Annotated in this window: 11 protein-coding genes, 1 tRNA gene and 1 pseudogene; 4 read left to right on the top strand and 9 right to left on the bottom strand. The window is 62.0% G+C overall.

Features of this window, described 5'->3' with window-relative positions:
• Window positions 1-13 precede the first annotated feature (13 nt).
• Window positions 14-913 carry a sigma factor gene (locus tag OW521_RS24310; RefSeq protein WP_442781203.1) on the bottom strand — a complete coding sequence of 300 codons (900 nt, stop codon included), beginning with the start codon at window positions 911-913 and terminating at the stop codon, window positions 14-16.
• 190 nt (window positions 914-1,103) lie between these two features.
• On the opposite strand from OW521_RS24310, the gene OW521_RS24315 reads away from it, so the two are divergent.
• Window positions 1,104-1,427 (top strand): ArsR/SmtB family transcription factor, encoded by a 324-nt coding sequence (locus OW521_RS24315; RefSeq protein ID WP_442781204.1) that lies wholly within the window; start codon window positions 1,104-1,106, stop codon window positions 1,425-1,427.
• On the opposite strand, the gene OW521_RS02550 is transcribed toward OW521_RS24315, so the two are convergent.
• Window positions 1,381-1,887 (bottom strand): hypothetical protein, encoded by a 507-nt coding sequence (locus OW521_RS02550; protein WP_268022671.1) that lies wholly within the window; start codon window positions 1,885-1,887, stop codon window positions 1,381-1,383. The two genes, OW521_RS24315 and OW521_RS02550, sit on opposite strands and share 47 nt — an antisense overlap.
• Window positions 1,888-2,110: 223 nt before the next feature.
• Here OW521_RS02550 and OW521_RS24320 point away from each other — a divergent pair.
• A pseudogene (locus OW521_RS24320) lies at window positions 2,111-2,206 on the top strand (hypothetical protein); the annotation flags it as partial.
• Between the two features lie 29 nt (window positions 2,207-2,235).
• Here the strand turns inward: OW521_RS24320 and OW521_RS02555 are convergent.
• Complete coding sequence (locus OW521_RS02555) at window positions 2,236-2,391, bottom strand: hypothetical protein (protein ID WP_268022673.1); 156 nt, start codon at window positions 2,389-2,391, stop codon at window positions 2,236-2,238.
• 75 nt (window positions 2,392-2,466) lie between these two features.
• Here OW521_RS02555 and OW521_RS02560 point away from each other — a divergent pair, with 75 nt between their 5' ends.
• Window positions 2,467-2,715, top strand: a complete 249-nt coding sequence (locus OW521_RS02560) for a hypothetical protein (protein WP_268022675.1) — start codon at window positions 2,467-2,469, stop codon at window positions 2,713-2,715.
• A 34-nt stretch (window positions 2,716-2,749) separates the two neighbouring features.
• Here the strand turns inward: OW521_RS02560 and OW521_RS02565 are convergent, their stop codons facing one another.
• A complete protein-coding gene (locus OW521_RS02565; protein WP_268022678.1) occupies window positions 2,750-3,880 on the bottom strand; it encodes a tyrosine-type recombinase/integrase in 1,131 nt (376 codons plus the stop codon).
• 86 nt (window positions 3,881-3,966) lie between these two features.
• Window positions 3,967-4,048: transfer RNA gene (locus tag OW521_RS02570), tRNA-Leu, on the bottom strand.
• Window positions 4,049-4,244: 196 nt separating this feature from the next.
• Between OW521_RS02570 and OW521_RS02575 the strand changes: the two genes are divergently transcribed.
• Window positions 4,245-4,850 (top strand): ANTAR domain-containing response regulator, encoded by a 606-nt coding sequence (locus OW521_RS02575; RefSeq protein ID WP_265980727.1) that lies wholly within the window; start codon window positions 4,245-4,247, stop codon window positions 4,848-4,850.
• A gap of 189 nt (window positions 4,851-5,039) precedes the next feature.
• On the opposite strand, the gene pyk is transcribed toward OW521_RS02575, so the two are convergent.
• The 4 genes from pyk to lgt all read right to left on the bottom strand — a co-directional run bounded on the left by pyk (window position 5,040) and on the right by lgt (window position 14,123).
• On the bottom strand, window positions 5,040-6,536 hold the full coding sequence (gene pyk, locus OW521_RS02580) for a pyruvate kinase (RefSeq protein WP_268022682.1): 1,497 nt from the start codon (window positions 6,534-6,536) through the stop codon (window positions 5,040-5,042).
• A 57-nt stretch (window positions 6,537-6,593) separates the two neighbouring features.
• Window positions 6,594-8,051, bottom strand: coding sequence for a glutamate synthase subunit beta (locus OW521_RS02585; protein ID WP_268022684.1), 1,458 nt, complete (start codon window positions 8,049-8,051; stop codon window positions 6,594-6,596).
• The gene (gltB, locus tag OW521_RS02590; protein WP_268022687.1) at window positions 8,044-12,657 is read right to left on the bottom strand and encodes a glutamate synthase large subunit; all 4,614 of its coding nucleotides are present in this window, start codon (window positions 12,655-12,657) and stop codon (window positions 8,044-8,046) included. The genes OW521_RS02585 and gltB overlap by 8 nt, the downstream gene beginning before the upstream one ends.
• 263 nt (window positions 12,658-12,920) lie before the next feature.
• The gene (gene lgt, locus OW521_RS02595) at window positions 12,921-14,123 is read right to left on the bottom strand and encodes a prolipoprotein diacylglyceryl transferase (RefSeq protein WP_268022688.1); all 1,203 of its coding nucleotides are present in this window, start codon (window positions 14,121-14,123) and stop codon (window positions 12,921-12,923) included.
• Window positions 14,124-14,135 lie beyond the last annotated feature (12 nt).

The following is a 14,135-nucleotide window of genomic DNA, read 5'->3' on the forward strand; positions in this document are numbered from 1 at the left end:
CTCACGACATGACTCAAGAGGCCGTTGTCATTCCATTCCGGAGAATCCTCCACGACGCCTGATACAGCCGCCGGGCGAATCCAATCTGCACGGCCACATAGCGTTCGGTGACCCCGAGCTCCGCGGCCAAAGACTCCAGGGCTCGGTTCCTCTCCGGCCCACGAACACCTCGACGAACGATGCTGACCGCAACTCGGCGGAGCACTAGCGTCGGCAAGCATTCAGCTGCGGACTGGCAGAGATCTTCCATGCTGCGGATGTCTGCCGGCTCCACTTCCAAGGCACTTTGAACAGTCTTCGCGGTCTGGCGCACCACTGTCACCGCATGCCACCGGCGGCGATCCTGTGGCGAGGGCGGACCGTATCGACGCGGCGCAGTAAGACTCTCCATGGCTAGGCCCCAAACGCTTTCATTCACACTGGCTCGGGTCAGGGCAATAATCGCTCGCGCCCATTGCTGGTCTATTACCCCGTCGGCGCCTCTGTCCCAGTTCCGGTCGATAGCCAAGAGAGCGAGCGCGTCAGACGAGGCCGGGCAGTCACCGCAGCTTGGTTCGAGCAGTAGCGGCAGCGTCTGATGGGACAGCTCACGACGAATGTGTGCGGCGCATAGGTTGCCGGTCACTCCCTGTACCCACGCCTCAAAGCGAATACCGGGGAGTTGGCGATAGTGGCCGCGTGCGACTCCATCCCAGACGGCCAACCGGACGTCTTGCATGACATCGTCCACATCGCATGCTCGGCCGATCCTGGAGAGATGTGAAACGACGTAACGTCGTACTCCCTCGACGGCCACCATGATCTGGTCAACCGGGATTGGCACCGGATCGAGAGGCCTGGTCAGAGATACATCTATGGTCGCTGGTGTTGGTTGTTTTTGTTGGGCTTGATTCGCCCCGTCTTCGACACTCATTGTCTTCACCGCTTCGACAAAGCAGACTCCTGTAGTCCGACGCGGGTAACCCCGCACACGAGGGTGTCAGCCCAGAATCGACTCCACCCACAGTCGCAACAAAGCTATGCAAACTATTGTCAAGAATAATTAAAGTATCGTCAAGACTGCGAGTCTTACTTTTCTAGACTCGTTCGGTAAGAATGGTTCCATGCCAAGGATTACTCAGCCTCACGACGACGCCTGGTCGTCCGACGTCGAGGCTGCCGTCGCGACTTTTGGCAATAGGTCGCGGAACGAAATCCTCCGCTACCTTTCGGCGCACGGCCCGGCAACCCGCGGAGACATCGTGGATGCAGTGAGTGCCGGCGAGCCAAGCGTGGCCAAACACCTTTTAGCCCTCGAAGAGGCTGGAGCGATCAAAGTCGACGTCGAACCCGGCCGGAGGCACGGACGGTCACCTCGCTATTCAGCAAACTCTGTCCGCATTAAGGAACTTCTGGATGCTCATCTTCAGTATCTGATGGAGAGTTAGCGGCAGCCTCCTCGGCGGCGGGATGTCGGCTGATGTCCTTGTTGAGATACTCGGAGATCACTCGAAGGGTCTCCGGCGAGACATCTCCTAGAGTTCGGGCCGCGAAGGACTTCACCCGTGCCGCACGGAGGGACTTGACGAACTCAAGCTGGGAATCGATGCGCTCGGGCAAGTCAGCATTGCCGCCAACAAGAAGGTATGAGCGATCGACATTGAAGATGTCGCACAATGCGGTGAGCAATTCAGTATCGCTAACGAGGCGACCGCGCCCGTCCTTCATGTAGAACCAGCGGGCTCTGGAAAGCTTGATACCCCTTCCGGCTAGTTCATCCTGGACTTCGCGGAACGTGACCGGCTTCCCTCGCTCCGCTACCACCACGTCGAGGAGCAGATTCAGGCGCCGCGCAAGTTCCGCCTGAGGAGTCAGTGTCCCAGTCGAGCCCGTCTCTTCACTTGGCATGGACACCCCCTCGGGACTTACTGACGCGGTACGGCGGGATCAGAATTCGCGGCATTCACTGGTGTCCCCAGTATTTCGCGGGTGACCCTGCAGGGCAATGAGATACCCACGTCCACGAAGGCCTTCCCAACTTCAGAAAGCCGGCGTAGCCTGCTGCTGTAGACCCGTCTACAGCAGCACTTCTAACATTTCCCAGGCTATGGTCTCCATGTCGAACATCTTGATGAACCGAACACGAAGCCAAATCATCCGTTTCCTCCTCAGGAATGGGCCCACTACCTGCAGTGAAGTCGGAGCCGAACTCCGAATCTCGTCCTCAGCCGTCCGCCGGCAGATCGCACTCATGCGTCACGCCGGGCTCGTGGAATCGACGGATTCATCGAGGATTTCAGTCTCTCCCCAGAACGTCCAAGCGGCCGCCGAAGCCTTTTCGGCGACTTTGTGCAGCGAAGGTCTGCCCCAGACTCCCCGAATGCCCGCGAATTGACCGGTCAATGCGGCCACTTGGGCTTGGTCATGTCTATTCCTGCGTCCAGGATCATGAACTGCCAACTCCACTCACGAAATCGGGGACGGCAAATGGACCTTGAATTCTTCGAGCCGGCAGAGGCAGCTGCCCTTATGCGATGCACTGAGGCTTGGCTCCGCGACGGCGCTGCCACAGGCCGATTTCCTCACACATGCTGGGGCAAAGGAAAAATCATCTTCACCTCCGAGCACATCCTGGAAATCGCCCGACTGAGCGAGGTTCCGGCGCAGGCTGCACCGACGGCGGCCGCACGGCTCATCGGAACTCGCGCGAAAGGCCGACTGTCCCCGGTGAACTAATACACGAACCGCGCGGCTTCAGCGGCGCATTTCATCAGTGAACGAATCCGGTGATCGAACGCTCTGTGGCGTCAGCACCTGCCTGCAGCGCTTGTGGCATCAGGTGACCGTATACCTGTTCCGTTGTCCGGGTTGAAGCGTGGCCGAGGCGCCGTGAAATGGTAAATAGCGAGACTCCGTCTTGGATTAGCCACGACGCATGCGTGTGCCGGAGATCGTGAATACGTGGCGTCTTGCTCAGCCCAATCGCCTGCGCCGTCCGGACCGCCGGCACCCAGTAGTGATGCCAATACAACTTATGGACAATCCGCTGCCCTTTTGGAGTGGTGAACAGGAGTTCCTTTCCGGGGCGGCTGGCAACCAGAGGGATCAATATTTCTACAAGTGCCGGATTGAGCCCGATGGTGCGCTTTCCGGCGCCGGTCTTCGTGGCTCCAACGTAAAACTGCGACTGCCCGTCCCGTTTCCAGGCCTTGTTGATCCGTACCGTGGGCGGCTTGGACAAAAGGTCGACATCACCCACGGTTAGCGCTGTAGCTTCTCCGAACCTAGTCCCAGTCATGACCAGGAAGTTCGTAAACGCCTTGTACCGCTCCCCCATGCCTTCCATGATCAAGCTGAATTCGGCGTGAGTGAGAAACATCGCTTCATCCTCAGCCCGGTCAAGGCTGGGCAGCTGCACGCCGCGACAAGGGTTCCGCGGGATGTATTGCAGCATCTCGGCGGTGTTCATCGCCGCAGAGATAAGACCGTGAACGTTGTGGATGGTCTTTGGGGAACGGCCCTTGGCCAACATCGACTTCACCCAGTGATTCATGTGCCGGTAATCGAGCTTGTCCACCGGGATGTGACCGATGACGTTCCGCACATGAAGATCGAGCATCGTCTGGTAGGTCCGGGTGGTTCCACTTGATGGTCGAATCAGGAGGTCGATATGCTCCTGAATCACTTCGGCCACAGTTGGTACTTTGGACTTGTTCGCAAGGATTGCTTGCTGGGCAATTTCGAAGGATTGTCCGTTCGCATCCAACAAGCGTTTAAGGGTCTCGGCTTCGGATTCGGAGGTGACAGTCAGGCCTTGTTGCTCGCGGCTCTTCGGGTCGCGCCAAAGCACCATAAAGGAGGATGTTCCGTCCTTTTTCGTGCGTTTGCGGATGCTGGCCACACAAAAATGTTAGATCCGTGTCAACACTTTTGGGGTTTTTGTCAACAGTCAGGGGCCAAATAGGCCCCTGACCTGCGGAAACACTGTGCCCGAGGTGGGACTCGAACCCACACACCTTTCGATACCGCATTTTGAGTGCGGCGCGTCTGCCAATTCCGCCACTCGGGCGCGGAAACACTGGAACAAGACTATCCGACGTCGAAGTCTTTCCAGATCTCAACGCTCCCTGTTGCAGTGCGCGAAACTACTCTACATGCAGATAGGCTATTTTCCAGAACCGGCTCGGCCGAGCAATAAATCATACGCAAGGACCGGGTGCAACTAAGATGGTCATGAACCCGCCGTACGTCTTGAAGGAGATCCCGTGTCAGAACAGACGGAGACCAAGCCCGCATCCCAGCCGGCACGCCGTGTAGTTGTCGCAGAGGACGAGACCCTCATCCGCCTGGACATCATCGAGATCCTGAAGGGCGAAGGCTACGACGTCGTCGGCGAGGCCGACAATGGTGAGAAGGCAGTTCAGCTGGCCGAGGAGTTGAAGCCGGACCTGGTCCTCATGGACGTCAAGATGCCCGTCATGGACGGCATCTCGGCCGCTGAGAAGATCGTCAAGGCCAGGATCGCTCCTGTGGTCCTCCTCACGGCTTTCAGCCAGAAGGAACTCGTGGAGCGCGCCCGCGACGCCGGAGCCATGGCCTATGTGGTCAAGCCCTTCACTCCGGCCGACCTGATCCCCGCTATCGAGATCGCGTTGTCCCGCCACGAGGAGATCAAGGCCCTTGAAAACGAGGTGTCCGACCTCCAGGAGCAGTTCGCCACGCGCAAGCTCGTAGAGCGTGCCAAGAGCCTCCTGACGACCAAGATGGGCCTTACGGAGCCGGAAGCATTCCGTTGGATCCAGAAGACTTCCATGGACCGCCGCCTCAGCATGCGAGAGGTCGCCGAGACCATCATCAACCAGGTCAACTAGCCGCTGCCGCGAAGGGCGCCTGCTTTCCCATGGGATAGCAGGCGCCCTTCGTCGTCCCGGGAAGCGCGCTGCGGCGCCCTTCGCGGCCCTCGAGGCATCCGGAACCCGGAACCCGGAACAAGCTTCCCAAGCCGCCAAAAAGGAGGCCCCGCCAAAACGGCGGGGCCTCCTTAGTTGAACCGAGAGAGATCAGGCCTTGCCCGACTTCTTCTTCTTTTCCGGCCAGGGACCGACCTTTTCCTTGCGCGCGGACTCTTCCACGCGAGACGTGTCAGCCAGGTCGCCCACCCTGTGGACCTTCAGGGAGTTCGTCGAGCCGGCCTGTCCGGGAGGCGAACCGGCAGCAATGACCACGAGGTCACCGTTCTCGACGATCTTCATTTCCAGAAGGCTGCGGTCAACCTGGGCAGTCATGGCGTCGGTGTGCCCCACCATGGGAACCAGGACCGGCCGGATGCCCCACGTCAGCGCCAGCTGGTTCCAGACCTGCTCCACCGGGGTGAAGGCGAAGACCGGCTTGACTGGGCGCAGACGGGACAGGCGGCGGGCTGAGTCACCGGACTGCGTGAACGTACAGATGTACTTTGCGTCCAGCTGGTCGGCGATTTCGACGGCGGCACGCGTGATAGCGCCACCGCGGGTCTTGGGCTTGGTACCCAGCGGAGGAACGCGTTCGAGGCCGTGTTCTTCAGTGGACTCGATGATCCTGGCCATCGTCTTGACGGTTTCGATCGGGAACTTGCCCACGCTGGTCTCGCCGGAGAGCATGACCGCATCGGCGCCATCGAGCACGGCGTTGGCGCAGTCCGATGCCTCGGCGCGGGTCGGACGGGGGTTGTCGATCATCGACTCAAGTACCTGGGTAGCAACGATGACGGGCTTCGCCCAACGGCGTGCCAGCTCGATCGCGCGCTTCTGCACGATCGGCACTTCCTCAAGCGGAAGCTCCACGCCCAAGTCGCCACGGGCAACCATGATGGCGTCGAAGGCGTCGATGATTTCGTGGAGCTGGGCCACTGCCTGCGGCTTCTCGATCTTGGCGATCACCGGCACGCGGCGGCCTGCTTCGTCCATGATTTCGTGAACGCGCTTGATGTCCGATGCATCACGAACGAACGACAGCGCAACCATGTCGACGCCGCGCTTCAAGGCCCAGCGGAGATCGTCCTCGTCCTTTTCACTCAGCGCGGGGACGTTGACGGCAACGCCAGGCAGGTTGATGCCCTTGTTGTTGGAAACCCAGCCACCAACCGTCACCTTGGCAACTACCTTGACATCGTCAACCTCGATGGCACGAAGTGCAACCTTGCCGTCGTCGATCAGCAGTGCGTCGCCGACGTTGACGTCTTCCGTAAGGCTCTTGAGCGTCGTGGAGCAAATGTCCTTGGTCCCCGGAACGTCCGCGGTGGTGATGGTGAACGTGTCACCGACAGCGAGTTCGTGGGGACCGTCGACGAAGCGGCCGAGGCGGATCTTCGGGCCCTGCAAGTCGGCCATGATGGCAACGGGCTTGTGGAGCTGGGCGGCGGCTTTGCGGACGTTCTCGTACGTGTTGTCGTGTACCGAGTAGTCGCCATGGCTCATGTTCATGCGGGCGACGTCGACGCCGGCTTCCAGCACCGCGAGGGTGTTGTCAAAGCTGGAAATTGCCGGTCCGAACGTTGCCACGATTTTCGCGCGTCTCATATACCTACCCTAATAGTGTGCTGCAGTTGGAGTTGGGAAAGCGTCGTGCGCCGGCCCTTAGAGGACCGATATAGCCCGGTCGGTGGGAGCCACCGGCGCGGGGAGAATAGTGCTGCCCATCAGGAACTTGTCGACGGCGGCAGCGCAGGCGCGGCCTTCGGCGATAGCCCAGACAATCAAGGACTGCCCGCGGCCGGCATCGCCGGCCACGAAAACGCCCTCGGTGTTGGTCATGTAGTACCCATCTCGGGCCACGTTGCCGCGGCCGTCGAATTCTGCGCTGACCTGTTCGGTGATACCGGCAGGTTCCGCGCCCGTAAAGCCAAGCGACAGCAAGACCAGATCAGCCGGGATGACGCGTTCGGTGCCGGCCTTCGGCAGTCGCTTGCCGTCCACGAATTCGGTCTCGGCAACCTTGACCCCTGTGAGCTTGCCGTTTTCTCCGACAAATTCAACAGTGGAAGCAAGGTATGTGCGTTCGCCGCCCTCCTCGTGCGCGCTGGCAACCTCGAAGAGCGTCGGGAACGTCGGCCATGGCTGGTGCGAGGCACGTTCAAGCGGGGGCTGCTTGCCGATCGCAAGCGTGGTGACAGACGCGGCGCCATGTCGGTGTGCCGTGCCGAGGCAGTCGGCGCCAGTGTCGCCGCCACCGAGGATTACCACATGCTTGCCCTTGGCATCGATCTGGCCTTCCACGGTTTCACCCGCAACCACGCGGTTGGCGGGCACCAGGTAATCCATGGCGAAGTGGATGCCTTCAAGCTGGCGGCCGGGAATGGGAAGATCGCGCGGCACGGTAGCACCGGTGGCAATCACCACGGAATCGTAGCGTCGGCGCAGTTGCTCCCACGTCACGTCGCTTCCGACCGCCACACCGGTACGGAACCGGGTGCCCTCTGCCTTCATCTGCTCGACTCGGCGGTCGACCTGTTCCTTCTCCATCTTGAAATCGGGGATGCCATAGCGCAGCAGTCCCCCGATCTTGTCGTCGCGCTCATAGACGGCTACGGTGTGTCCGACGCGCGTCAGTTGCTGTGCAACTGCAAGCCCCGCGGGGCCCGAGCCGACGACGGCGACCGTCTTACCGGAGAGGCGCGTCGGCGGAAGCGGCTGTACCCAGCCGTTCTCAAAGGCGTCGTCAATGATGGAAACTTCAACCTGCTTGATGGTCACAGCGGGCTGGTTGATGCCCAAAACACAGGATGCCTCACAGGGTGCGGGACACAACCGGCCCGTGAACTCCGGGAAGTTGTTCGTAGCGTGCAAGCGCTCGATCGCTTCCTCGCCCTTTCCGCGCCAGGTGAGGTCGTTCCACTCAGGGATGAGGTTCCCCAAGGGGCAGCCTTGGTGGCAGAACGGAACGCCACAGTCCATGCAGCGGCCGGCCTGGCTCTTGAGCACGCCCTTGTCCTGGGCCTCATAGACTTCCTTCCAGTCCATGATGCGGACAGGAACGGGACGGCGTGGCTGCGTCTCGCGCTGCCGGACTTTCAGAAATCCGCGTGGATCAGCCACCGGTTACCTCCAGGATTCGAGACCATACTTCTTCGCCGTCGGGGTCAAGGCCCTCTTCGATAGCGTCGAGACGGGTTTGCAGGACTGCGGCGTAGTCGCGCGGCAGAACTTTGGTGATGCGGGCAGCTGTGTCGTCAAAGTTTTCGAGCAAGCGGCCTGCGAGGACGGATTCGGTTTCTTCCAGGTGCTTGACCAGGAGGCCGTGGACGATGGTGCGGTCCTCGTCGTCAAGCTCAAGCAACTGCAGCTCGCCGGTGTCCAAGGCTTGCTTGTTGACCCGGGCAGGCTGGAGGTCCAACACGTAGGCAGTACCACCGGACATGCCCGCACCGAAGTTGCGGCCCGTGCGCCCGATGATGAGCGTCTGGCCGCCGGTCATGTACTCGCAGCCATGGTCACCGATGCCTTCGACGACGGCGGTGGCACCCGAGTTGCGCACCAGGAATCGTTCGCCTACCTGGCCACGCAGGAACATTTCTCCGCTCGTGGCGCCGTAGCCGATCACGTTGCCGGCGATCACGTTCCGTTCCGCCTGGAAAACGTTGGTGCGGTCCGGACGGACGATGATGCGCCCACCGGAGAGGCCCTTGCCGACGTAGTCATTCGAGTCACCGAACATGCGGAGGGTAATGCCAGCGGGAAGGAATGCTCCCAGCGACTGCCCGGCGGTCCCCTTCAACGTGATATCGATAGTGTCAGTAGCGAGCACATCGATGCCGAACGTCTTGGTCACCACGTGCCCCAGCATGGTGCCCACCGAACGGTCCGTGTTGATGACGTCGACGGCGATCTTCACCGGCGTGCGGTCGCTCAATGCCTCCGCGGCCATCCCGATGAGGCGCTGGTCGAAGTGCTTGTCGAGTTCGTGGTTCTGGCCGGTGAGGTTCCGCAGGGGAACGTCGTCGTCGAACTCGAGGCCGTGCAGGATCGGGTCCAGGTCGAGGCCTTCGGCCTTCCAGTGGTCGATCGCTTCGCGGGTGTCCAGGAATTCTGCGTGGCCGATCGCCTCTTCGAGGCTGCGGAAGCCAAGCTCGGCCAGCAGTTCGCGGACTTCCTCGGCAAGGAACTCGAAGAAGTTGACCACGAATTCCGGCTTGCCGTTGAAGCGCGAACGAAGCTCAGGGTTTTGCGTCGCCACACCGACCGGGCAGGTGTCGAGGTGGCAGACGCGCATCATGATGCAGCCGGAAACCACCAGGGGCGCGGTCGCGAAACCGTACTCCTCAGCACCCAGCAAAGCGGCGATGACGACGTCGCGGCCGGTCTTGAGCTGGCCGTCCACCTGGACCACGACGCGGTCGCGGAGCCCGTTGAGCATCAGCGTCTGCTGGGTCTCGGCGAGGCCGAGCTCCCACGGGACACCCGCGTGCTTGAGCGAGTTCAGCGGCGAGGCGCCGGTTCCGCCGTCGTGCCCTGAGACGAGCACGACGTCGGCCTTCGCCTTGGTGACGCCGGCGGCCACCGTGCCGATCCCGACTTCGGACACAAGCTTCACGTGCACGCGTGCCGACGGGTTGGCCCGCTTGGCATCGTAGATGAGCTGCGCGAGGTCTTCGATCGAGTAGATGTCGTGGTGCGGCGGCGGGGAAATGAGCCCGACGCCGGGGGTCGAGTGACGCGTCCGGGCTACCCAGGGGTATACCTTCTGCGCCATCAGCTGGCCACCTTCACCGGGCTTGGCGCCCTGGGCCATCTTGATCTGGATGTCCTCGGCGTTGGTCAGGTACAGGCTGGTCACACCAAAACGGCCTGAAGCGATCTGTTTGATGGCGGAGCGGCGCTCAGGATCCAGCAGCCGGTCCACGTCTTCGCCGCCTTCACCGGTGTTGGACTTGGCGCCCAGGCGGTTCATGGCGATTGCAAGCGTTTCGTGGGCTTCCTTGGAGATGGAGCCGTAGCTCATGGCTCCTGTGGAGAAGCGCTTCACGATGCTGGAAACGGGCTCTACTTCCTCGAGCGGCACTGCGGGGCGCAGGCTGTCCTTGAACTTCAGGAGCCCACGGAGGGTCATCAGGTTCTCGGACTGATCGTCAATGCCCTTGGTGTAGGACTTGAAGATGTCGTAGCGGCGTTCGCGGGTTGCGTGCTGCAACCGGAAGACGGTCTCCGGGTTGAACAGGTGCGGCTCGCCGTCGCGGCGCCATTGGTATTCGCCGCCGCCGAGCAGCGGGCGGTGCGGCAGCTCGATGCCGCCTTCCGGGTAGGCCATCTGGTGGCGTGCGGAAACTTCGGCAGCGATGACATCCAGGCCCACGCCGCCGAGCTGCGAGTGGGTGCCGGAGAAGAATTCGTCCACGAGGTCCTGGGACAGGCCCAGGGCTTCGAACGTCTGGGCGCCGGTGTACGAGGCCACCGTGGAAATACCCATCTTGGACATGATCTTCAAGACGCCCTTGCCGAGGCCCTTGATGAGGTTGTAGACGCCGTCTTCCGGGGTCACACCCACTACCTCGCCAGTGCTGATCAGCTGCTCCACGGATTCCATGGCCAGGTACGGGTTCACCGCGGATGCGCCGAAGCCGACGAGCACGGCCACATGGTGCGTTTCGCGGACATCACCGGCCTCGACTACCAGGGCGGTCTTGGTGCGGTTGGCGCTGCGGAGCAAGTGGTGGTGCACTGCACTGACGAGCAGAAGGGACGGGATCGGTGCCCACTGGGCGTTGGAGTCGCGGTCGGACAACACGATGTACTGCACGCCACGGTTGATCGCGCCGGAAACCTGCTCGCAGATTTCGGTGAGGCGGCTGCGCAGGGCTGCTTCGCCGCCTTCCGGACGGTAGAGGCCCCGGACCTTCATGGCGACCTTGTCGCCGTCGGCGTTTTCGATATTGGCGATCTTGGCGAGCTGGTCGTTGTTGATCACCGGGAACGGCAGGGAGATCTGCGGCTGGCGCACCTGCCCGACGTCGAGAAGGTTGCCGTTGGGACCGATGGCGCACTTCAGCGAGGTAACGAGCTCTTCGCGGATGGCGTCCAGCGGCGGGTTGGTGACCTGGGCGAAGGACTGCACAAAGTAGTCGAAAAGCAGGCGCGGGCGCTTGGACAGGACGGCAACCGGGGTGTCGGAGCCCATGGCGCCGAGCGGTTCGGCACCGGTGCGGGCCATCGGCCCGAGGAGGATCTTCAGTTCTTCGGTGGTGTAACCGAAAGTCCGCTGGCGGATGTTCACGGACGCAGCCGTGTGCAGCACGTGCTCGCGCTCAGGGAGATCGTTCAGGTCGATCAGGTTGTCCTTGACCCACTCAGCCCAAGGATTCGCCGCGGCGACCTCGGCCTTGACCTCTGCGTCGTCGATGATGCGACCGGCTTCGGTGTCCACCAGGAACATCTTGCCCGGCGAAACGCGGCCCTTCTTGACTACCTTGGCGGCTTCGACGTCGATCACGCCGACTTCGGAGGCGAAGATGATCAGACCATCTTCGGTGATCCAGTAGCGGCCAGGGCGCAGGCCGTTGCGGTCAAGGGTCGCACCAACAAGATTGCCGTCGGTGAAGGACACGGCTGCGGGACCGTCCCACGGCTCCATGAGCAGCGAGTGGTACTCGTAGAAGGCACGGCGTGCGGGATCCATGGTGGCATGGTTTTCCCAGGCCTCCGGGATCATCATCATGATCGAGTGCGTAATGGGGCGGCCGGAAAGCCAGAGCAGCTCGGCAACCTCATCGAAGGACGCGGAGTCCGAAGCACCCGGAGTACAGATGGGGTACAACTCTTCAGGTGAATCGCCCAGCAGGGGGTTCGCGAGCTGGGACTGGCGGGCCCGCATCCAGTTCCGGTTGCCCTTGACGGTGTTGATTTCGCCGTTGTGGGCAATGGTGCGGAAGGGCTGGGCGAGGGGCCACGAGGGGAAGGTGTTCGTGGAGAAGCGCGAGTGCACGATCGCCAGCTTGGTCTTGAAGCGCTTGTCTGAAAGGTCCGGGTAGAACGGCTCGAGCTGGGCGGTGGTCAACATCCCCTTGTACACGATGGTGCGCGAGGACAGGGACGGGAAGTATACGCCGAACTTGTTCTGTGCGCGCTTGCGGATACGCCAGGCGCGGGAGTCCAGTTCGTTGCGGTCCAGCACCTCGCCCGTAGCGGAGGCAAAGAAGGGCTGAGAGAAGTAAGGCATGCAGGCACGGGCCATGGCGCCGACCAGGTCCCCTACTACCGGTACCTCGCGCCAGCCAAGGACCGTCAGGCCCTCGTCCACTGCAAGCGCCTCGATGCCGGCCTTCGCGGTCTCGGCTTCGCGGGTTTCGGCCGGCAGGAAGGCAGTGCCAACGACGTACTGGCCCGGTGCAGGCAGCTCGAATTCGGCGACGGCCCGGAAGAACTCGTCCGGAACCTGCATCAGGAGGCCGGCGCCGTCGCCAGTGCCTTCGTCGGCGCCGACGGCGCCGCGGTGTTCAAGGTTGCGCAGGGCAGTCAGGGCCGCTTCCACGATGTCGTAGCCGGGTTCACCACGCAGGGTGGCGATAATGGCCAGGCCGCAAGCGTCCTTCTCCTGCTCAGGGTTGTAGAGTCCCTGGGCTTCCGGGAGCGCAGCGAAACGCTTGAAGGGCGAGATGGCCCCCTGCGGTTCGACTGTTTCGGACCAACTTGGGTTATGAAGATGGGTCATTGAAGACGTCCTTCCTCGAGATCGTGCGAATGGAAGGGACAACGTTGGCCCCACCTTGCCTGCCGTGTGACGGGCATAACAAAGCGCTAGTTACTTGAAATTGTAGGTCAGCGGGCAAGACGCAACGAACAGTTACGCTTGTCCCTGACCCAAGCTTGACCGCGGAGCCTCTGTGTGCTGCCGGGCGACTGCCAAGGGGTGCCACGACGCTGTGGCCGGGGGCCTCTGGGCGGTAGCCCGGTTCCCCTGTGCCGTAGCGCTGGCTACTTGGTGCTGCCAGCTTCCGGCCCGGATCCGGGGGCGCTGCTGGCGGTGGTTTCGGTGGACGCGGAGCCGGAATCCGACGTGACGCCGGCGTGTGACTCCTCGGCCGTTTCCGTTGGCTCAGCAGTATGGCCCAGATCGCTTTGGTTATTCCGGAGATTACCATGCGCACCGGTATCTGAGACAGATCCGTCCGCATCATGGTCCGTTGTACCGGTCACAATTGTGCTGTTGGTCTCATCGTCCACGTCGCCGGAGTCATCCGTGCTTGAGTCATCTGCGCCGACGGCCACGGCAGCAGGTTCGCGGCCGGGAAGGTACGCAGTATCCGGCACTGGCCTGCCACGCAGGCTCAGCACGATAAAGACGATAACCGCCGCGACGAACACGAAGATGCTCGTCCATACGTTGAGCCGCGTGGTGATGCCGAAGAGGTTGATCTGCTCTGCGTCGTCAATCCGCAGGGCTTCGATCCACACTCGACCAAGCGTGTAGTAAATGGCGTACAACCAAAAGAGACTGCCGCGGCGGAATTGGAAGCGGCGGTCCAGAACAAGCAGGATCGCGACACCGATGAGGTTCCACAGGGATTCGTAAAGGAACGTCGGGTGGAACAGAGTGCTGCTGGCCATCCCGGCCGGGAAGTTCGGGCTATTGGGATCGATCTGCAGACCCCACGGCAAGGTGGTGGGGCCGCCGAAAAGTTCCTGGTTGAACCAGTTCCCCCAACGCCCGATTGCTTGCGCCAGCAACAGACCCGGGGCCGCGGCGTCGAGGAATGCAGTGAGCTTGACGCCGGAGCGGCGGCAGCCCAGCCAGGCACCGAAAACGCCGAGAACCACGGCACCCCAGATGCCCAGGCCGCCCCGCCAAATCTGCGGTATCAGGGAGAGGTCGCCGGTGCCGTTGAAACCAGGGCCGAAATACGCGTCGGGCGAGGAGAACACGTGGTACAGACGGCCGCCCACAATGCCGAACGGGATCGCCCAGATGGCGATATCCCACAGGCTGCCTTCTGGCGTGCCGCGACGCTTCCAGCGCACGGCTGTGAGCCACAGTCCCAGGATGATTCCCAGGAGAATGCACAGGGCATACGCGTGGATGCGGAGAGACCCCCACGGAAGCGGAATATCGAATCCGGACCATGAGGGGCTCGGAATGCTCATGGGAGCCATTGCCGCGGCGTGGAGGAGACTCTGCATTGTCTACGCTTT

Source organism: Arthrobacter sp. MMS18-M83, from assembly GCF_026683955.1.
In the GTDB taxonomy this organism is placed as follows: Bacteria; Actinomycetota; Actinomycetes; order Actinomycetales; family Micrococcaceae; genus Arthrobacter.